Source organism: Pedobacter lusitanus, from assembly GCF_040026395.1.
Lineage (GTDB): Bacteria > Bacteroidota > Bacteroidia > Sphingobacteriales > Sphingobacteriaceae > Pedobacter > Pedobacter lusitanus.
The window spans coordinates 2885122-2904755 of record NZ_CP157278.1; the positions used below are offsets into that span (position 1 = coordinate 2885122).

Here is a 19634-nt window from a genome sequence, read left to right on the forward strand (position 1 = left end):
AAACTGAGTTTAATTCCATGGATAATAAAATAAAATTACTACAGGATAAAATAGAACAGGCATATGCAGGCGGTGGTCCGCAAAGAATAGATAGTCAGCATAAAAAAGGCAAGTTAACTGCCAGGGAACGTATTCATTTCTTAATGGACGAAGGTACCTTTGAAGAAATAGGGATGTTTGTTACCCACCGGAGCACTGACTTTGGTATGGAAACAGAAAAATATCCCGGCGATGGTGTCGTAACCGGTTATGGCAACATAAATGGCAGACTCGTTTATATTTTCTCTCAGGACTTTACCATATTCGGGGGGTCCCTTTCCGAAACCCATGCTGAAAAAATATGTAAGATCATGGAGATGGCCTTAAAAACCGGTGCTCCGCTGATAGGCTTAAATGATAGCGGAGGAGCCCGTATACAGGAAGGTGTTGTCTCACTGGGTGGATATGCCGATATTTTTTACCGCAATGTACAGGCATCAGGAGTAATCCCCCAGCTTTCAGCTATTATGGGGCCATGCGCAGGTGGCGCAGTTTACTCCCCTGCAATCACTGATTTCACCCTGATGGTAGAAAACACCTCTTACATGTTTGTAACTGGCCCAAACGTAGTTAAAACAGTCACACACGAAGAAGTAAGTTCCGAAGAGCTGGGTGGAGCAAGTACACACGCCACAAAATCAGGAGTAACACATTTCTCCTGTGTAAATGAGCTTGATGCCATTAATCATATTAAACAATTGCTGAGTTATATGCCTCAGAATTGTGAAGAGACACCAGCAATGCTGTCCTATAGACAGGATCAGGATGAAACCCGTTCAGCTTTAAATAAAATTATACCCGAGAATGCAAATCAGCCTTATGATGTGAGAGGTGTAATAGAGCAGCTAAGCGATCAGGATAGTTTTCTGGAAGTACAAAAAGATTTTGCAGAGAATATAGTTGTTGGTTTTGCCCGTCTGGCAGGAAGAAGTATTGGAATTGTTGCCAATCAACCCGCCTACCTTGCCGGCGTATTAGATAATAATGCTTCCATCAAAGCAGCCCGTTTTGTCAGGTTCTGCGATTGTTTTAACATCCCTTTGCTCGTACTGGAAGATGTTCCGGGTTTTCTTCCCGGAACAGATCAGGAATGGAATGGGATTATCAAAAACGGGGCAAAATTACTTTATGCCTTTAGTGAAGCAACCGTACCAAGAATTACAGTAATTATCAGAAAAGCATATGGCGGAGCTTATGATGTTATGAATTCCAAGCATATTGGTGCAGATATGAATTATGCATGGCCGACGGCAGAAATCGCAGTCATGGGAGCTAAAGGTGCTGCAGAAATTATCTTTAAAAAAGAGATTACCAGTGCTGCTGATCCGGCTGCCAAATTGCTTGAAAAAGAGAAAATGTATGCGGAAATCTTCGCAAATCCATATCGTGCGGCAGAACGTGGATTCATAGATGAGGTCATTGAACCTGCTGATACAAGAGCTAAATTAATCCGGGCGTTCAAGATGCTGGAAAATAAAGTGGTCAATAATCCACGTAAAAAGCACGGAAATATTCCGTTATAATAAAAAACAACTCTGGATTATGTCATTATTGATTTAGATATCAATAATAGACTTGATGCTTAAAGCCATCTTTATATATTTGTTTATCATAAAAATATAAAGATGGCTAAAAAGAAAGACGAGAAGCAGAAACATGTATCTGTCGTAACTAAGAAATCACTTCAGTTTTTTGAAGAATATATCAATAACCCATCCCCAACAGGATTTGAGTACCCTGGCCAGAAACTATGGTTAGACTATTTAAAACCTTATATCGATGAAAGTTTTATCGATAATTACGGAACGGCAGTAGGCGTTATCAATCCCAAAGCAGAATATAAAGTCGTTATAGAAGCACATGCCGATGAAATTTCATGGTTTGTGAACTATATCACCAGTGATGGTTTAATTTATGTAATCAGAAATGGTGGTTCAGATCATCAGATTGCTCCTTCTAAACGTGTCAATATCCATACCGACAAAGGATTGGTCAAAGCAGTATTCGGATGGCCTGCAATTCATACCAGAGGTGCAGGAGAAAAAGAAGAAGCACCGGCTTTAAAGAACATTTTTCTGGATTGCGGTTGTACTACAAAAGAAGAAGTTGAAGCACTGGGTGTTCATGTAGGTTGTGTAATCACTTATGAAGATGAATTCATGGTCTTAAACGATCGCTACTATGTAGGCCGGGCTCTGGATAACCGTGCAGGTGGATTTATGATTGCTGAGGTTGCGCGTTTACTTAAAGAAAACAAACAAAAATTACCATTTGCTTTATACATCGTAAACTCCGTACAGGAAGAAATAGGTTTAAGAGGTGCAGAAATGATTGCACACCGGATTAAACCTGATGTAGCTATCGTGACCGATGTAACCCATGATACTTCTACACCGATGATCAATAAAATCACTCAGGGAGATTTAGCCTGCGGTAAAGGACCAGTAGTCTCCTATGCACCAGCAGTACAAACCAATCTGAATAAATTACTGATCGAAACTGCTGAAAAAAATGATATTCCTTTCCAGCGCCAGGCTTCATCACGTTCAACAGGAACAGATACAGATGCTTTCGCTTATTCAAACGGAGGAGTTCCTTCAGCACTGATTTCACTGCCTTTGCGTTATATGCATACCACAGTTGAAATGATCCATAAAGAAGACGTAGATAACGTCATCAGCCTGATCTATCACTCTTTATTGAACATAAAAAAAGACCACGATTTTAAATACAATAAATAAGATCTTATCTTCACAGAAAATTAAGCGTGTTTGATTTTTCGGACACGCTTTTTTATGGCACGCAATTGTATCAAATGCACTGAACTAAAAATATAAAAACAATGAAACCTACCCTATTAATACTCGCAGCCGGTATGGCAAGTCGCTATGGCAGCATGAAACAAATTGATGGCTTTGGTCCGAACGGAGAGACCATAATCGACTATTCTATTTATGATGCTATCAAAGCCGGCTTTGGGAAAGTAGTGTTTATTATCAAAGAGGAATACGTAGAAAACTTCAAAGCGATCTTTGACGCAAAACTTAATGGAAAAATAGAAACTGATTATGTATTCCAGAATTTCGATCTTAAACAATACGGTATTGATATTGAAATAGAAAGAAGCAAACCATGGGGAACTGCACATGCTGTTCTTGCAGCAAGACATGCGATCAAAGAACCATTCTGCGTAATTAATGCTGATGATTTCTACGGTCTGGATGCTTATGAAAAAATGGTTAAATTTTTAACTACCGAAGTTAGCGGAAGCAACTACTCCATGATTGGTTATGAGATTGGTAAAACATTATCAGACTATGGTTCTGTATCACGTGGTGTATGTAAAGTTAGTGCTGACGGTTATCTTGAAGAAGTAATCGAACGGACCAAAGTATTTCGTGAAGGAGAAACCATCGTTTACGAAGAAGACGAAAAACAATATCCATTGCCATTAGATACTCGTGTATCTATGAATTTCTGGGGCTTTACACCAGAGATGTTCAAAATTTCTGAAGAACTTTTCAGAGAATTTGCACATGCAAATAAAGACAATCCAAAAGCAGAATTCTTTATTCCACTGGTAGCAGACAGTTTACTGAGCTCAGAAAATGCAGATTTCAAAGTTGTCCCTACTGACAGCAAATGGTTTGGCGTAACCTATAAAGAAGATAAGCCTATAGTACAGGCATCTATTGATCAATTGGTTAAAGACGGTGTTTATCCGGAAAACCTCTGGAACTAAAATCAGCTGCTATTTAAAGCCCGGATTAATAAAGGGCTAAATAAAAAGCCATAAAAAAAGAGGATAACTTTTCAGTTACCCTCTTTTTTTATATGATAGATAAGCTTATTTCTTATCGTCTTTTACTTCTTCAAAGTCAACATCAGTAACGTTGTCAGCAGCGTCAGCTGTTTGACCGTTAGCTTCAGCACCACCTTCAGCAGGTGCGCCGTCCTGACCAGCTTTGTACATCTCTTCAGATGCTGCATTCCATGCTGCCTGTAATTCTTCCTGAGCTGCATCGATATCAGCAAAGTTTCTTGAAGCATGAGCTGCCTGCAATTTAGCTAATCCAGCTTCGATCGGAGCTTTTTTATCAGCTGAGATTTTATCACCAAATTCTTTCAATTGTTTTTCAGTAGAGAAGATTAAAGCATCAGCGCTGTTAATTTTATCAGCTTCTTCTTTAGCTACTCTGTCAGCATCAGCATTTTGCTCAGCTTCTTCTTTCATTCTTTTGATTTCTTCATCAGTTAAACCAGATGAAGCTTCAATACGGATTTTTTGCTCTTTACCAGTAGCTTTATCTTTTGCACTTACGTGTAAGATACCGTTAGCATCAATATCAAAAGCAACTTCAACCTGAGGAACACCACGTGGAGCTGGTGGAATACCGTCTAAGATAAAACGACCAATCGTACGGTTCTGAGCAGCCATTGGACGCTCACCCTGTAAGATGTGGATTTCTACCGAAGGCTGGTTATCAGCAGCTGTAGAGAAAGTCTCTGCTTTTTTAGAAGGAATAGTAGTATTCGCTTCAATTAATTTAGTCATTACACCACCCATAGTCTCAATACCTAAAGAAAGAGGAGTTACGTCTAATAACAATACATCTTTAACCTCACCAGTTAAAACACCACCTTGAATTGCAGCACCGATAGCTACAACCTCATCAGGGTTTACACCTTTAGATGGTTCTTTACCGAAGAATGCTTTTACAGCTTCCTGAATAGCAGGAATACGTGTAGAACCACCTACTAAAATGATCTCATCAATATCAGAAGTTTTCAAACCAGCATTTTTCAATGCAGATTTACAAGGCTCGATAGTACGTTTGATCAGATCAGCTGCCAGTTGCTCAAATTTAGCACGGCTTAAAGTTCTAACCAAGTGTTTTGGTCCGCTTGCATCAGCAGTAATATATGGTAAGTTTACTTCAGTAGAAGTAGTACTTGAAAGCTCAATTTTAGCTTTTTCAGCAGCTTCTTTCAAACGTTGTAATGCCATTGGATCCTGATTAAGGTCCATACCATTTTCAGCTTTGAATTCAGCAGCTAACCAGTCAATGATAATGTGGTCAAAGTCATCACCACCTAAGTGTGTATCACCATCAGTAGCTTTTACTTCAAATACACCATCACCTAATTCAAGAATAGAAACGTCATGAGTACCACCACCGCAGTCAAACACAACAATTTTCATGTCTTTATGTGCTTTATCCAAACCGTAAGCTAAAGCAGCAGCAGTTGGCTCGTTGATAATACGTTTAACTGTTAAACCAGCGATCTCACCAGCTTCTTTAGTCGCCTGACGTTGAGCATCATTGAAATAAGCAGGAACAGTAATAACTGCTTCAGTTACTTCGTGACCTAAAAAGTCTTCAGCAGTTTTTTTCATTTTTTGCAAGATCATTGCAGAAATTTCCTGTGGAGTATATTTACGGTCATCAATTTCAACACGTGGAGTACTGTTGTCGCCCTTAACAACTTTGTAAGGTACACGACCAACTTCTTTAGCAACCTCAGCAAAGCTGCTGCCCATGAAGCGTTTAATTGAATAAATTGTTTTTGTTGGGTTAGTGATTGCCTGACGTTTTGCAGAATCACCTACTTTACGCTCACCATTTTCTGCAAATGCAACAATGGATGGCGTTGTACGTTTCCCCTCACTGTTGGCTATAACTACAGGTTCGTTACCTTCCATTACGGCTACGCAAGAGTTTGTTGTTCCTAAGTCTATACCAATAATTTTTGACATGCTATTTTATCTTTGTTTATGTTATGAATTCTTATTTCCTAATTCTATTTAACAAGCAATGTGCCAATTGGCTTTTGTCAGTTAAACAGGCACTGGTTTTTATATTTTGGTTAAAATGTAAATAAAAACCTTTTACAATTCTGACAGGTTGTCATAATTGACATTTTATGTAGCTGCAAATACCTCAGATTTGCATCAGAGTTTCAAGATGATGATACTCAATGCCAAAATATTCTTTTGTCTGCCTGATTTTATCCAGCAGCTCCGCTCTGTTTACTAACTGATCTTTCGTTTTCACGCCAACAATCAATACATTTTTCGGTGTATGGGCATCCGAGATAAATTCAAAAACCTTTGTTTTATACCCCGAGTATTCCAGTATCTGTGCCCTGATTCCATCAGTCACCATCTCTGCCTGGCGTTCCATAAAGATTCCGTATCTGGTTAAGAAATCAAGTTCGTTGGAGGCCTTCCCTTTTTCCATCTGTCTCCTGATCTGTTTATGGCAGCATGGAGCAACCACAATCAGTTCAGCGTTCCCTTTAATCCCTTTATAAATGGCATCATCAGTAGCCGTATCACAGGCATGCAAAGCAATCAGTAAGTTGATCTCATCCGATTCATAATCTTCTATAGTACCCTGAACAAATTCGAGTCCTTTAAAGTTTGATCCGGCAGCGATTTTATTACAGAGGTCTACCAGATCCTGACGATATTCAACGCCAGTAACACCCGCTTCAATCTTTAACACATTAACCAGATAATCGTATAAAGCGAAAGTAAGATATCCCTTACCAGACCCCATATCCACAACCTTTTTAAACTGTCCTGCGGGTAAAGTACGGATCAGCGGATCAAGCAAAGCCACATACTGGTTAATCTGTTTATACTTGTCCTGTGCATTTTTATAAACTACCCCATGCTTATCCGTAATCTGAAGTGCATGCAGATAAGGTTTCTCTATAGTTTCTATAAGCCTTGCCTTCTCTTTATCATGAGTTACTGCCGGAGCCACAGTTGAGGTAGGTTTATTTATTTTTAAGGAATATACACCAGCTTTACCAGCCTGCAGTACCAGGTCATTGACAGTAGTAAAACAGGTACAGTTTCTAAACCCGGATTTCAGATAAGAAATTATCCGCTCCACTCCTTCAGTATAAATATAGTTTTTAGTGATATCCCTGGTTTTGTAACGATAGGTAAAAGCTAAACGGTCTGTACCTTTGATCAGGATCTTTCTGACATAAATATTTTTCAGGTCTTTTTCTTCTCCGGTATAACCACCTAAAGAGATTTTTATAAAAGTGCCTGCTGACAGACTATCTTTTAATAAGCCTTGGAACACAACCAGATTTTCGGGATTTGACATACGATAAAATTAGCTTAGAGCCTCTGAAAGAAAACCATCATGAGCTGATGTTAGTTTCATTACCGGCAAAAAAATATGATATAAATGAAAAATGCCTCTCCGAAATTCAGAGAGGCATCTTTATATAAAGAAAGGAATAAATTATTCTCCTTTATCTTCTTTTGTTTCTTCAGCTGCAGGAGCTTCAACAACCGCTTCAGTTTCAGCAGCAGCTTCTGCTTTTGCAGGAGCGTCAGCTTTCTTAGCAGTAGATTTACTTCTACCACGACGTGTTGTTTTCTTTTCTTCAGTAGCAGCTTCTTTACCGTAAACTTCGTTGTAATCAACCAGTTCGATTAATGCCATCTCAGCATTATCACCTAAACGATTGTTTAATTTGATAATTCTGGTATAACCCCCCGGACGGTTAGCAACTTTAGCAGCTACGTCACGGAACAATTCAGTAACTGAATCTTTGTCCTGTAAATAACTAAAAACTGTACGACGAGAGTGTGTAGTATCGTTTTTAGATTTAGTGATCAAAGGCTCAACATACATACGCAAAGCTTTTGCTTTTGCTAAGGTAGTAGAGATTCTTTTGTGTTTGATCAATGATGAGGCCATGTTAGCCAACATCGCTTTACGATGGGACTTAGTTCTGCCTAAGTGGTTGTGTTTTTTACCGTGTCTCATTTTTTTTCTATTTAGTCTGTACCGTCTCTTCTTAATTAAAGAGGGAATTACACACTATTAACAATTTGTTATTTGTCTGTTGAAATTATTCTTCGTCCAGTTTGTATTTACCTAAATTCATACCGAATGATAAGCTTTTAGATTTTACTAATTCCTGGATTTCAGTTAATGACTTCTTACCGAAGTTTCTGAATTTTAACATATCAGCTACATCATAAGAAACCAGGTCAGCCAATGTGCGGATATCAGCTGCTTTTAAGCAGTTTAATGCACGAACTGATAAGTCAAGATCAACTAACTCAGTTTTAAGGATTTTACGCATATGTAAAATTTCCTCATCAACTTCTTTAGTTTCTTCTTTAGCCTGAGATTCTAATACTAAGTTCTCATCAGAGAATAGCATGAAATGCTGAATTAAAATTTTAGCAGCCTCTTTTAATGCTTCTTCAGGATGAATAGATCCGTCAGTAGAGATATCTAAAATTAATTTTTCATAATCTGTTTTTTGTTCAACACGATAGTTTTCAATCGTGTATTTTACATTTTTCATTGGAGTAAAGATCGAATCGATAGCAATTACACCAACTACAGCATCATTAATTTTGTTTTCTTCAGCTGGAACATAACCACGTCCTTTATTGATAGTTAATTCTACCTCTAAAGTAACTGATTTCTCCATATTACAAATTACGAATTCCGGATTAAGGACTTCGAAGTTGTTAGAGAATTTAGTTATATCGCCTGCAAGAAATTGATCCTGGCCATTAACTACAATAAAGACTTTTTCAGATTCACCTGAATCACCAGCTTTTTTAAAACGAACTTGTTTCAAATTAAGGATAATTTCAGTTAAATCCTCTACAACACCTTTCATTGTAGAAAATTCATGTGATACGCCAGAAAAACGAATACTTGTAATGGCATAGCCCTCTAATGAAGAAAGAAGGATTCTTCTTAAGGCATTACCAATTGTTACACCGAAACCGGGTTCTAAAGGACGAAATTCAAATATACCATCGAAATCCGTTGATTTCTGCATGATGACCTTATCGGGTTTCTGAAATGCTAAAATTGCCATTTATAATGTTTTTAGATCGTTATTAAAATTATGTAACGTAAAATAGTTAAAGCCTGTATAATAGGCTTTAACTAAATTTATTACTTAGAGTACAACTCTATAATAAGGTTTTCTTTGATATTTTCTGGAATCTCGTCGCGATTCGGATAAGTTAAGAACTTACCGCTTAGTTCAGATGCATTCCAATCTAACCAATTAAACTTATTGATTACTCTTCCTGCTACTGAATTAGTGATGCTTTCAAGAGTTTTAGATTTTTCACGAACTGCAACAACATCACCAGCTTTCAATTGATAAGAAGGGATATTTACTACTTCACCGTTCACTGTTACGTGTTTATGGCTAACTAACTGACGAGCAGCAGAACGAGTAGTTGCAATACCTAATCTATAAACTGTATTATCTAAACGAGCTTCTAATAATTGTAATAAGTTATCACCTGTAATGCCCTGACGGGAAGATGCTTTAGTAAACAAGTTACGGAACTGACGCTCTAATACACCATAAGTATATTTAACTTTTTGTTTCTCCATTAACTGTACTGAATACTCAGACTGTTTACCTCTTCTTTTAGACGCACCGTGCTGTCCAGGAGGATAGTTTTTTCTATCTAATACTTTATCAGGACCAAAAATTGGTTCTCTGAATTTACGCGCGATTTTGGATTTTGGTCCTGTATATCTTGCCATTTCTTTTTGTTTTAAAGTATCATGCAACCTTAAGCTGCAGACTCTTAGCTTTAAAAATTAATAAATTAAACTCTTCTCTTCTTAGGAGGACGACATCCATTGTGTGGAAGCGGTGTAATATCTTTGATTGAGGTAACTTCGATACCAGAGATTTGCAATGTTCTGATTGCAGACTCACGACCTGAACCTGGACCTTTAACAAAAACTTCTACTTTACGCAGACCTAAATCAAAAGCTACTTTACCACAATCAGATGCAGCTTGTCCGGCAGCGTATGGAGTGTTCTTTTTAGAACCCTTGAAGCCCATTTTACCAGCTGAAGACCATGAAATAGTTTGACCGTTGTTATTTGTTAGGGTAACAATGATATTATTAAAAGTCGCATTGATATGTGCCTGACCAACTGGTTCAATAACAACAATACGCTTTTTGGTTACTTTTTTACTCTTAGCCATAATTATTATTCGTTACTAATTTTATTTAGTAGCTTTTTTCTTGTTAGCAACTGTTTTTCTCTTGCCTTTACGAGTACGAGAATTGTTTTTAGTACGTTGTCCACGCACTGGTAAACCTTTTCTGTGACGTAATCCGCGGTAACAACCAATGTCCATTAAACGTTTAATGTTTAACTGAACTTCAGAACGTAAAGCACCTTCTACTTTAATTCCGTCGTTAATGATTGTACGAATCGCTGATAACTCATCATCAGACCAGTCCTGTACTTTTTTGCTAAAATCGATACCTGCCTCAGTTAATATACGCTGAGCAGTTGATCTGCCTACACCGAAGATGTAAGTTAGTCCGATTTCGCCTCTTTTGTTTCTTGGTAAATCTATACCTGATATCCTTGCCATATTTGTACTAAATGTTTGATTATTTGACGACAGATTGAGTAACCTGTACATTCAATCTAATCATACTTCAATAATTTCTTTTAACCTTGACGCTGCTTGAACTTAGGATTTTTCTTGTTTATAACGTAAAGCTTACCTTTACGACGAATAACCTTGCAATCAGCACTGCGTTTTTTAATTGATGACCTAACTTTCATTTTATTTATATCTATAAGTAATCCTGCCCTTTGACAAATCGTAAGGCGACATCTCTAATTTTACTTTATCCCCAGGTAATATTTTAATGTAGTGCATTCTCATTTTACCCGAGATATGAGCAATAATCTCATGACCATTTTCCAGCTCAACGCGGAACATAGCATTTGATAATGCTTCTCTTATTACACCGTCTTGTTCAATCGAGGCTTGTTTAGCCATATAATATTGATTTTTACTTGATTAGCTGCTATTAAACAGGGTTGCAAAATTAAATAAAAATATTTAATTATTTACCTTTTTTCTTTTAAAACTTCTTCAATCAATGAAAAGGTTGATAAAACGTCTGCTTTTCCCTTTTTAACAGCGATTGTGTGTTCAAAATGTGCCGATGGAGAATTATCACGACTCGTAACTGTCCAGCCATCAGACCAAAACTTTACATTAGCTGTACCGGCATTGATCATTGGTTCAATGGCAATTACCATCCCTTCCTCTAATTTCATCCCTGTGCCCCTTTTCCCGTAATTAGGTACTTCGGGCTTCTCATGTAATTTAACACCAACACCGTGACCAACAAGCTCTCTCACGACACCAAAACCGTTCTCTTCCGCTAAAGACTGAACTGCAAACCCCACATCTCCGATACGGGATCCGACAACAGCTTTATCGATAGCACGTTTTAAACATTCCTGGGTGACATCCACCAGCTTCTGACGCTCAGGGCTAATTTCTCCGATAGAGAAAGTATAAGCCGAATCACCAAAGAAGTTGTTTTTAATCACACCGCAATCCACAGAAATCAAATCGCCTTCCTGTATCACATAATCACCTGGAAAACCATGAACAACCTGTTCATTTGGAGAAATACAAAGCGAGTATGGAAATCCGTTATAATTTAGAAATGCTGGTATTGCTCCGTTATCTTGTATATAAGTCTCCGCGAGTTTGTTTAACTGCATCGTAGTAACTCCTGGTGCAATGATTTTCGCTACTTCTGCGAGTGTTTTTGACACCAGTAATGAGCTTTCCCGGATTAGCTCTACCTCTTCGGGAGACTTATAATAAACCTTAGACATTCAATATTAAATTACAGCGCTGCTGCTGCTTGTATTTGCAGCTGCTACACCGGTACGACCTGTTACTCTTCCTGTTTTCATTAACCCATCATAATGACGCATTAATAAATAACTTTCAATCTGTTGCAAAGTGTCTAATACAACACCTACCAGAATAAGCAGGGATGTACCACCATAGAAATGCGCAAATTCTGATTTGATACCAAATTTTACTGCAATCGATGGAAGGATAGCGATAATTGCCAAGAATACTGAACCTGGAAAGGTGATCTTGGAAATTACATCATCAATGAATGATGAGGTAGACAAACCAGGTTTAATACCAGGAATGAAACCGCCATTTTTCTTCATATCATCAGACATCTGTACCGGATTAACAGTAATCGCAGTATAGAAGAATGTGAAAGCAATGATTAAAAATGCAAAAGTTAAACTGTAGGCCAGTGAAGTAGGATCACTAAACTGAACTAACCAGGTATTCTGTAATTTAGGGAAAAACTGAGTAACTGTAGTTGGAATAAACATCAGTGCCTGAGCAAAGATGATAGGCATTACACCTGCTGCATTTACTTTCAATGGGATATATTGTCTTACTCCACCGAATTGTCTGTTACCAACAATACGTTTTGCATACTGCACAGGTACCTTACGGACACCCTGAACAATAAGGATAGTAAACATTACAACAGCAAACAGTGCTACGATTTCCAGAACAAGCGCGATTAAGCCACCATCTCCAACAAATCTTGAACTGATCTCCTGCTGTAAAGCTATCGGAAGACGGGCAATAATACCAACCATAATGATTAGTGAAATACCATTTCCTATACCTTTATCAGTGATTTTTTCCCCTAACCACATTACAAACAAAGTACCTGCGGATAAAACAAAAGTTGCAAGAACAAAGAATAAAGTGTGGTCTATCAGAATTGCTTCTGCAGGGACCTGCGTCTTTACATAACCAACAGCCTGAACAGCTGTAATAGCTACAGTTAAGTAACGGGTAATCTGATTTAGTTTATTTCTGCCACTCTCTCCTTCTTTTTGCATTTTCTGGAAAGAGGGAACAGCGATACCTAATAACTGAACTACAATTGATGCAGAAATATACGGCATTACCCCAAGTGCAAGAATAGATACGCGGGAGAATGATCCCCCTGCAAACATATCCAGCAGACCCAGGATTCCAGATTTCTGATTATCGCCTAAAGCTGTTGCATCCACACCTGGTAAAACCACGTGAGAAACGAACCTGTAGACCAAAAGAATTACGAGCGTAAATACTATACGCTCTTTTAATTCCTGAATTTTCCAAATATTACTTAAAGTAGTAAAGAGCTTCTTCATTAATTATAATTAATTACAATTTTACTATTGAGCCTCCAACAGCCTCAATAGCTTTCTGTGCAGTTGCAGAAAAAGCATGTGCTTTAACTTCGATTTTAGTTTTTACTTCACCACGACCAAGGATCTTAACAAGATCATTTTTGTGTGCTAAACCATGATCTTGCAAAGTAGCGAAATCAATAGTAGTCAAGCTGAATTTCTCAGCTAAACCTTGTAAAACGTCTAAGTTAACGCCTACATATTCAACACGGTTAATTGGCTTGAAACCAACCTTTGGTACACGACGTTGTAATGGCATCTGACCACCTTCAAAACCGATTTTAGTCTTATGACCAGAACGGGATCCAGCACCTTTATGACCACGGGTGGAAGTACCACCACGACCAGAACCAGTACCACGACCAATTCTCTTGCTATTCTTAGTAGAACCTACTGCAGGTTTTAAATTACTTAAGTTCATTTTGAAACTTATTGTGCTGCCCTTCGCTTTCACTAATCAGGGCAACGGTTAAACATATACAAAGGTTGCAAATTAGTAATAATAAACTAATTTACAACCTCTGCGAATTATATACTTTCGATAGCTACTAAGTGATTCACTTTTCTCACCATCCCAATGATAGCAGCGTTAGCCTCAACTTCAACAGACTGGTTCATTTTAGTTAAACCTAATGCCTGCATAGTTCTTTTTTGACGTTCGCTTCTGTCAATGATACTTTTTACCTGGGTTATTTTGATCTTAGCCATGTTCTTATCCGTTAAAAACTTTGTTTAAATCAACACCACGTTGTTGTGCGATGGTATAAGCATCACGCATTTTTGTTAAAGCATCTACTGTTGCTTTTACCACGTTGTGAGGATTTGATGAACCTTTTGATTTTGCTAATACGTTGTGTACACCAGCACTCTCTAATACAGCACGCATTGCACCACCCGCGATAACTCCGGTACCAATTGCAGCTGGTTTGATTAATACAAAACCACCTGAAAATTTACCGATTTGTTCGTGAGGAACAGTACCGTTTAATAAAGGAACTTTTACCAAGTTCTTTTTAGCATCATCGATACCTTTAGCGATAGCTTCAGTTACCTCTTTTGCTTTACCTAAACCATAACCTACGATTCCGTTTTCATCTCCAACAACTACGATAGCTGAGAAACTGAAAGTACGTCCACCTTTGGTTACTTTGGCAACACGCTGTATACTAACTAAACGGTCTTTTAATTCGACCTCGCTAGTCTTAACTCTTTTTATATTGATAGTTGACATTCTTATCCTATTTTCAGATTAAAATACTAAACCAGCTTCACGGGCACCTTCTGCCAACGATTTTACGCGACCATGGTATAAATAGCCATTTCTATCGAAAACAACTTCTTTAATGCCAGCTGCGATTGCTTTTTCAGCTACTAATTTACCTACAGCTACAGATTGCTCTGATTTATTTCCATTACCAGAAAAGTCTTTTGATAATGATGATGCTGATACGATTGTGCTTCCAGTTACGTCGTTAATGATTTGAGCATAAATTCCTTTATTGCTTCTATAAACTGATAAACGTGGACGGCTTTCAGAACCGGTAAGTCTTTTTCTGATTCCTTTTTTTATACGATCTCTACGAGATAATTTTTTCCCTGCCATGATGATTATTTTTTAGAAGCTGATTTACCTGCTTTTCTTCTTAACACTTCGCCTACAAACTTGATACCTTTACCTTTATATGGCTCTGGTGCACGTAACGAGCGTATTTTCGCTGCTACTTGTCCAATCAGTTGTTTGTCAATACTTTCTAAAATGATTTTAGGAGTCTGACCTTTTTCTGAAGTAGTAGTCACTTTAATCTCTTCCGGTAACTGGAAAACATAGTGGTGAGAGAAACCCAAAACAAGATCAAGTGTATTACCTGTATTAGTTGCGCGGTAACCCACACCTACTAATTCCTGTTGGATTTTGTAACCTTCTGTTACACCAATAACCATATTGTTTAACAATGAACGGTATAAACCGTGCAATGCTTTATGTCTTTTTTGTTCAGTTGGACGTGCTACTGTAAGTACACCATCTTCCTGAGAAACAGTGATGTCTGCATCAACTGCTTGTTGTAATTCACCTTTTGGTCCTTTTACAGTTACTAAATTGTTCTTATCAACTGTAATTGTAACTCCAGCAGGTACATTAATTGGGGCTTTTCCTATTCTTGACATTTTGCTATCCTCCTTTAATTAATAAACGTGACACAAAACTTCGCCACCAATGTTTAGTCTGGCTGCTTCTTTATCTGTCATAACTCCTTTAGAAGTTGACAGGATAGCGATACCTAAACCGTTCAATACTCTTGGCATATTATCAACGCCTGCATACTGCCTTAAACCTGGCTTACTGATACGCATTAAAGTGCGGATAGCAGGTATTTTAGTGATCGGATTATATTTCAAAGCGATTTTAATCGTTCCCTGAACTGTTGTTTCCTCAAACTTGTAGTTGGCAATGTAACCTTTGTCAAAAAGTACTTTAGTAATTTCCTTTTTAAGATTTGATGCAGGAATTTCTACAATTCTGTGATTTGCCTTAATGGCATTTCTTACTCTTGTAAGATAATCTGCTATTGGATCTGTATTCATCTTTGTTGATTTGTGATAGTGGTTTCCTTTCCGAACTATTCGGAGCGACCTTCCATCGGTTAATTTTTCTATTTAAACGTATAACGTTAGAAGTTAAACGCATGATGCGTAAAACTTTCTAACGTAAAACGATTTTACCAGCTTGCTTTGGTAACTCCAGGAATTTTTCCTGCTAATGCCATATCACGGAATGTAACCCTTGATATACCGAAAGTACGCATGTAACCACGTGGACGGCCAGTTAATTTACAACGGTTGTGTAAACGTACTGGTGATGAGTTTTTTGGTAACTTATCTAATCCTTCGAAATCACCTGCAGCTTTTAATTCTGCACGTTTGTCTGCATACTTAGCTACCAATCTCTGGCGCTTAATTTCGCGAGCTTTTACACCTTCTTTTGCCATTATTGATCTGTATTAAGAGTTTGGTTTTTAAACGGTAATCCAAATTGCTTTAAAAGTTCCATTGCTTCAACATCAGTTGTTGCAGATGTTACAAAGGTAATATCCATACCTAAAATCTTACTGATTTTATCAATGTTGATCTCAGGGAAGATGATTTGTTCAGTAATACCTAATGTGTAGTTACCTTTTCCATCAAATCCTTTGTCGTTAATACCTTTGAAGTCACGGATACGTGGCAAAGCTACGGAAATTAAACGATCTAAAAACTCAAACATGTTGTTATCACGTAAAGTTACACGTACACCTACCGGCATACCTTTACGTAATTTGAAGTTTGAGATATCTTTTTTAGATTTCGCACCTACTGCCTGCTGACCAGTGATTGTAGACATCTCTAAAATAGAGCTATCCATAATCTTCTTATCAGTTACAGAGAAACGACCAACACCTTGGTTGACAGATATCTTAGTTAACTTAGGAACCTGCATTACGCTTTTGTAATTGAACTTCTCTTTAAGAGCAGTTACAATTTCCTCTTTGTATTTAGTCTTTAATCTTGGTATGTAAGTCATTATTTGATCTCCTCTCCTGATTTTTTAGATACCCTAACTAATTTCCCATCAGCATTAAGCTTTCTGCCAACACGCGTAGTTTTTCCTGATTTAGGATCAATTAACGCAACGTTAGAAATATGAAGAGCAGCTTCTTTTTTAATGATACCTCCGTTTGGAGTAGCAGCATTTGGTTTTGTATGTTTAGATACAAGGTTTACACCTTCTACCAGTACTCTGCTTTTAGTAATTAATACAGAAAGTACTTTACCTTCCTGGCCTCTTGAATCACCAGCGATAACCTTTACTAAATCTCCTTTACGGATTTTAATTTTTGGCTGAACAGTTACTTTATTTTTCATTTTATAATACCTCCGGTGCTAATGATACAATTTTCATGAATTGTTTCTCACGCAGTTCTCTCGCTACCGGGCCAAAAATACGTGTTCCACGCGGCTCATCTTGTGCATTTAATAAGACTGCTGCATTATCGTCGAAACGGATGTAAGAACCATCTTTACGTCTGATCTCTTTCTTTGTTCTTACAACAACTGCTTTAGAAACGGTTCCTTTTTTAATGTTACCTGAAGGCAATGCACTTTTAACGGTAACAACGATTTTGTCACCAATAGAAGCGTATCTCTTTCCGGTTCCACCAAGTACACGGATAACCAATACTTGTTTTGCGCCGCTATTGTCGGCTACGTTTAATCTTGATTCCTGTTGTACCATGTTATTTAGCCCTTTCTAAAATTTCCACTAATCTCCAGTTCTTGTTTTTACTCAGCGGACGAGTCTCCATGATAAGTACTGTATCACCAATACCACAATCGTTTTTCTCGTCATGAGCCATAAATTTGGTAGTTTTCTTAACAAACTTACCATAGATCGGGTGCTTCACTTTACGTTCTACCGCTACAACAACAGATTTATCCATTTTGTTGCTTACCACCAACCCGGTTCTTGTTTTTCTTAATTGTCTTTCCATTTCGACTCTAAAGTTATTTAGTTTCACTAGCTGACTGTGCTTTACGCTTAGTCATTTCAGTATTTAATCGGGCGATGTCTTTTCTTACCTTAGTAATGCGGGTAGGATTCTCTATAGCCGAAATTGTATGTGCAAATTTTAACTTAACTAAGTTTTCTTTCTCTTCTGCAATCCTGACTACTAGTTCTTCTGTTGAAAGCCCTGTGATTTCTGAGTTCTTCATTTTATTAATTTTTATGTTCTGGGTCTAGCGGTTATAATAACAAGTTACTTACAACATTGACCCCAAAACTTTTTTCTATGCTTCTACGTAATCTCTACGTACTACAAATTTTGTTTGGATAGGTAATTTTTGAGCAGCTAATCTCATTGCTTCTTTAGCAACTTCTAGAGGTACACCTTCAGCTTCAAAAATGATGCGTCCTGGTCTAACAACAGCTACCCAGTACTCTGGAGCACCTTTACCTTTACCCATACGTACTTCAGCTGGTTTCTTAGTTACCGGTTTGTCCGGGAAAATTCTAATCCACACTTGGCCTTCACGTTTCATGAAACGAGTTACCGCAATACGGGCTGCCTCTATCTGACGACTTGTAATCCAGGTCGCCTCTAAAGATTTAATCCCGAAAGACCCGAATGATAATTCAGCTCCACGTGTAGCTAAACCTTTCATTCTGCCCTTTTGCATCTTTCTGAACTTCGTTCTTTTTGGCTGTAACATTTTATCTTAATATTATCGTAAAACGATCTGTTAACTAATTATTTACGAGGACCTCTGTTAGGAGTGTTTCCGCCTCTATTATCTCTACCTGGACCGCCTTGACCTGGACCACCCTGACCTGGACCTCTTCCACGACCACCTTTGTTGTCGTTTCTTCTGTCACCACCGCCACGGTTATCTCTGTCTCTGCCACCTGCACCAAAAGCACCTTCAGGTCTGCCACCTTTACCAGGAGCGTTACTTACTGCACCAATGTTTGGAGAAAGATCACGTTTACCATAAACTTCGCCTTTACAGATCCATACTTTAACACCAATCTTACCATAGGTAGTTAATGCCTCAGCTAATGCATAGTCAATATCAGCACGGAAAGTATGCAAAGGAATTCTTCCTTCTTTATACTGCTCGTTACGAGCCATCTCTGCTCCACCTAAACGACCTGAAGTCATTATCTTGATACCTTCAGCTCCCATACGCATTGTTGATGCGATAGTTGACTTCATGGCTCTACGGAAAGAGATCCTTGCTTCTAATTGTTTTGCTACACCTTCTGCTACCAGTTGTGCATCAAGCTCAGGACGTTTGATCTCAAAGATGTTAATTTGAATTTCCTTTTTAGTCAGTTTCTTTAACTCTTCTTTGATTTTATCAACCTCAGCTCCTGCTTTACCGATTACGATACCGGGACGTGCAGTGTGGATAGTTACAGTGATACGTTTTAACGTACGTTCGATAACTACTTTAGCTACTCCTCCTTTTGCGATACGCACAGAAAGGTATTTTCTTATTTTTTCGTCCTCAACTAATTTGTCAGCATAGTTGTTGCCACCGAACCAGTTAGAATCCCAACCTCTGATGATTCCTAACCTGTTTCCTATTGGATGTGCTTTTTGTCCCATTTCTACTAATTAGTTTGAGTTTCAACGTTTTTACTATCTACTATCAAAGTTACATGGTTAGAACGCTTACGTATTCTGTAACCACGACCTTGAGGTGCTGGTCTCAGTCTTTTCAACTGACGGCCGCCACCAACCATTATAGTTTTCACATATAATTGGTTTTCTTCAGGGCGAGAACCTTCATTTTTAGTTTCCCAGTTTTTGATTGCTGATAACAAAAGTTTTTCAACTCTTATTGCTGCATCTTTATTGGTGAATTTTAAAATATGTAATGCTTTCTCAACACGCTCACCTCTGATAAGATCTACAACCAAACGCATCTTACGTGGTGAGGTTGGACAATTGTTTAATTTCGCTACTGCTTCCATC

Annotated in this window: 29 protein-coding genes; 3 read left to right on the forward strand and 26 right to left on the reverse strand. The window is 38.0% G+C overall.

Features of this window, described 5'->3' with window-relative positions:
* Positions 1-17: 17 nt before the first annotated feature.
* The 3 genes from PL_RS12225 to PL_RS12235 all read left to right on the forward strand — a co-directional run bounded on the left by PL_RS12225 (position 18) and on the right by PL_RS12235 (position 3781).
* Entirely contained in the window at positions 18-1562 is a 1545-nt protein-coding gene (locus PL_RS12225) for an acyl-CoA carboxylase subunit beta (RefSeq protein ID WP_041878581.1), read from the forward strand.
* Between the two features lie 102 nt (positions 1563-1664).
* Positions 1665-2780 carry a M42 family metallopeptidase gene (locus PL_RS12230; RefSeq protein WP_041878548.1) on the forward strand — a complete coding sequence of 372 codons (1116 nt, stop codon included), beginning with the start codon at positions 1665-1667 and terminating at the stop codon, positions 2778-2780.
* A gap of 101 nt (positions 2781-2881) precedes the next feature.
* On the forward strand, positions 2882-3781 hold the full coding sequence (locus tag PL_RS12235) for a nucleotidyltransferase family protein (protein WP_041878546.1): 900 nt from the start codon (positions 2882-2884) through the stop codon (positions 3779-3781).
* Between the two features lie 105 nt (positions 3782-3886).
* Here PL_RS12235 and dnaK read toward each other — a convergent pair whose 3' ends face one another.
* From dnaK to rplV, 26 genes are all read right to left on the reverse strand, one after another.
* Complete coding sequence (gene dnaK, locus PL_RS12240; RefSeq protein WP_041878544.1) at positions 3887-5797, reverse strand: molecular chaperone DnaK; 1911 nt, start codon at positions 5795-5797, stop codon at positions 3887-3889.
* A gap of 184 nt (positions 5798-5981) precedes the next feature.
* Positions 5982-7166, reverse strand: coding sequence for a class I SAM-dependent methyltransferase (locus tag PL_RS12245; protein ID WP_041878543.1), 1185 nt, complete (start codon positions 7164-7166; stop codon positions 5982-5984).
* Positions 7167-7307: 141 nt separating this feature from the next.
* Positions 7308-7838: a 50S ribosomal protein L17 gene (gene rplQ / locus PL_RS12250; RefSeq protein WP_041878541.1), complete on the reverse strand. Its 531-nt coding sequence runs from the start codon at positions 7836-7838 to the stop codon at positions 7308-7310.
* Positions 7839-7923: 85 nt separating this feature from the next.
* Positions 7924-8916 (reverse strand): DNA-directed RNA polymerase subunit alpha, encoded by a 993-nt coding sequence (locus tag PL_RS12255; RefSeq protein WP_068403471.1) that lies wholly within the window; start codon positions 8914-8916, stop codon positions 7924-7926.
* Between the two features lie 80 nt (positions 8917-8996).
* The gene (rpsD, locus tag PL_RS12260) at positions 8997-9605 is read right to left on the reverse strand and encodes a 30S ribosomal protein S4 (RefSeq protein WP_041878578.1); all 609 of its coding nucleotides are present in this window, start codon (positions 9603-9605) and stop codon (positions 8997-8999) included.
* 65 nt (positions 9606-9670) lie between these two features.
* Positions 9671-10060 (reverse strand): 30S ribosomal protein S11, encoded by a 390-nt coding sequence (rpsK, locus tag PL_RS12265; protein ID WP_041878538.1) that lies wholly within the window; start codon positions 10058-10060, stop codon positions 9671-9673.
* Positions 10061-10081: 21 nt separating this feature from the next.
* The gene (gene rpsM / locus PL_RS12270) at positions 10082-10459 is read right to left on the reverse strand and encodes a 30S ribosomal protein S13 (protein WP_037442576.1); all 378 of its coding nucleotides are present in this window, start codon (positions 10457-10459) and stop codon (positions 10082-10084) included.
* A gap of 80 nt (positions 10460-10539) precedes the next feature.
* On the reverse strand, positions 10540-10656 hold the full coding sequence (gene ykgO / locus PL_RS12275; protein ID WP_008244551.1) for a type B 50S ribosomal protein L36: 117 nt from the start codon (positions 10654-10656) through the stop codon (positions 10540-10542).
* A 1-nt stretch (position 10657) separates the two neighbouring features.
* The gene (gene infA / locus PL_RS12280; RefSeq protein WP_008244555.1) at positions 10658-10876 is read right to left on the reverse strand and encodes a translation initiation factor IF-1; all 219 of its coding nucleotides are present in this window, start codon (positions 10874-10876) and stop codon (positions 10658-10660) included.
* 71 nt (positions 10877-10947) lie between these two features.
* On the reverse strand, positions 10948-11733 hold the full coding sequence (gene map / locus PL_RS12285; protein ID WP_041878537.1) for a type I methionyl aminopeptidase: 786 nt from the start codon (positions 11731-11733) through the stop codon (positions 10948-10950).
* Positions 11734-11739: 6 nt separating this feature from the next.
* On the reverse strand, positions 11740-13080 hold the full coding sequence (gene secY / locus PL_RS12290; RefSeq protein WP_041878536.1) for a preprotein translocase subunit SecY: 1341 nt from the start codon (positions 13078-13080) through the stop codon (positions 11740-11742).
* Positions 13081-13093: 13 nt separating this feature from the next.
* Positions 13094-13540: a 50S ribosomal protein L15 gene (gene rplO, locus PL_RS12295; RefSeq protein ID WP_041878576.1), complete on the reverse strand. Its 447-nt coding sequence runs from the start codon at positions 13538-13540 to the stop codon at positions 13094-13096.
* Between the two features lie 107 nt (positions 13541-13647).
* Entirely contained in the window at positions 13648-13827 is a 180-nt protein-coding gene (gene rpmD, locus PL_RS12300; RefSeq protein ID WP_041878535.1) for a 50S ribosomal protein L30, read from the reverse strand.
* A 4-nt stretch (positions 13828-13831) separates the two neighbouring features.
* Entirely contained in the window at positions 13832-14350 is a 519-nt protein-coding gene (rpsE, locus tag PL_RS12305) for a 30S ribosomal protein S5 (RefSeq protein ID WP_041878534.1), read from the reverse strand.
* Positions 14351-14368: 18 nt separating this feature from the next.
* The gene (rplR, locus tag PL_RS12310; RefSeq protein WP_037442582.1) at positions 14369-14722 is read right to left on the reverse strand and encodes a 50S ribosomal protein L18; all 354 of its coding nucleotides are present in this window, start codon (positions 14720-14722) and stop codon (positions 14369-14371) included.
* A gap of 5 nt (positions 14723-14727) precedes the next feature.
* Positions 14728-15285: a 50S ribosomal protein L6 gene (gene rplF / locus PL_RS12315; RefSeq protein WP_041878532.1), complete on the reverse strand. Its 558-nt coding sequence runs from the start codon at positions 15283-15285 to the stop codon at positions 14728-14730.
* A gap of 18 nt (positions 15286-15303) precedes the next feature.
* Positions 15304-15702 (reverse strand): 30S ribosomal protein S8, encoded by a 399-nt coding sequence (rpsH, locus tag PL_RS12320; RefSeq protein ID WP_041878531.1) that lies wholly within the window; start codon positions 15700-15702, stop codon positions 15304-15306.
* A gap of 134 nt (positions 15703-15836) precedes the next feature.
* Positions 15837-16106, reverse strand: a complete 270-nt coding sequence (gene rpsN / locus PL_RS12325) for a 30S ribosomal protein S14 (protein ID WP_041878530.1) — start codon at positions 16104-16106, stop codon at positions 15837-15839.
* Positions 16106-16678 (reverse strand): 50S ribosomal protein L5, encoded by a 573-nt coding sequence (gene rplE, locus PL_RS12330; RefSeq protein ID WP_041878528.1) that lies wholly within the window; start codon positions 16676-16678, stop codon positions 16106-16108. The genes rpsN and rplE overlap by 1 nt, the downstream gene beginning before the upstream one ends.
* Positions 16678-17019: a 50S ribosomal protein L24 gene (gene rplX / locus PL_RS12335; RefSeq protein ID WP_041878526.1), complete on the reverse strand. Its 342-nt coding sequence runs from the start codon at positions 17017-17019 to the stop codon at positions 16678-16680. The genes rplE and rplX overlap by 1 nt, the downstream gene beginning before the upstream one ends.
* A gap of 1 nt (position 17020) precedes the next feature.
* A complete protein-coding gene (gene rplN, locus PL_RS12340) occupies positions 17021-17389 on the reverse strand; it encodes a 50S ribosomal protein L14 (RefSeq protein WP_041878524.1) in 369 nt (122 codons plus the stop codon).
* A 1-nt stretch (position 17390) separates the two neighbouring features.
* Complete coding sequence (gene rpsQ, locus PL_RS12345; protein ID WP_037442595.1) at positions 17391-17645, reverse strand: 30S ribosomal protein S17; 255 nt, start codon at positions 17643-17645, stop codon at positions 17391-17393.
* Between the two features lie 13 nt (positions 17646-17658).
* Positions 17659-17868, reverse strand: a complete 210-nt coding sequence (gene rpmC, locus PL_RS12350) for a 50S ribosomal protein L29 (RefSeq protein WP_041878521.1) — start codon at positions 17866-17868, stop codon at positions 17659-17661.
* Between the two features lie 75 nt (positions 17869-17943).
* A complete protein-coding gene (rplP, locus tag PL_RS12355; protein WP_041878515.1) occupies positions 17944-18366 on the reverse strand; it encodes a 50S ribosomal protein L16 in 423 nt (140 codons plus the stop codon).
* A gap of 38 nt (positions 18367-18404) precedes the next feature.
* Positions 18405-19265: a 30S ribosomal protein S3 gene (gene rpsC, locus PL_RS12360; RefSeq protein WP_041878513.1), complete on the reverse strand. Its 861-nt coding sequence runs from the start codon at positions 19263-19265 to the stop codon at positions 18405-18407.
* A gap of 5 nt (positions 19266-19270) precedes the next feature.
* The gene (gene rplV / locus PL_RS12365; RefSeq protein ID WP_012780780.1) at positions 19271-19633 is read right to left on the reverse strand and encodes a 50S ribosomal protein L22; all 363 of its coding nucleotides are present in this window, start codon (positions 19631-19633) and stop codon (positions 19271-19273) included.
* Position 19634 lies beyond the last annotated feature (1 nt).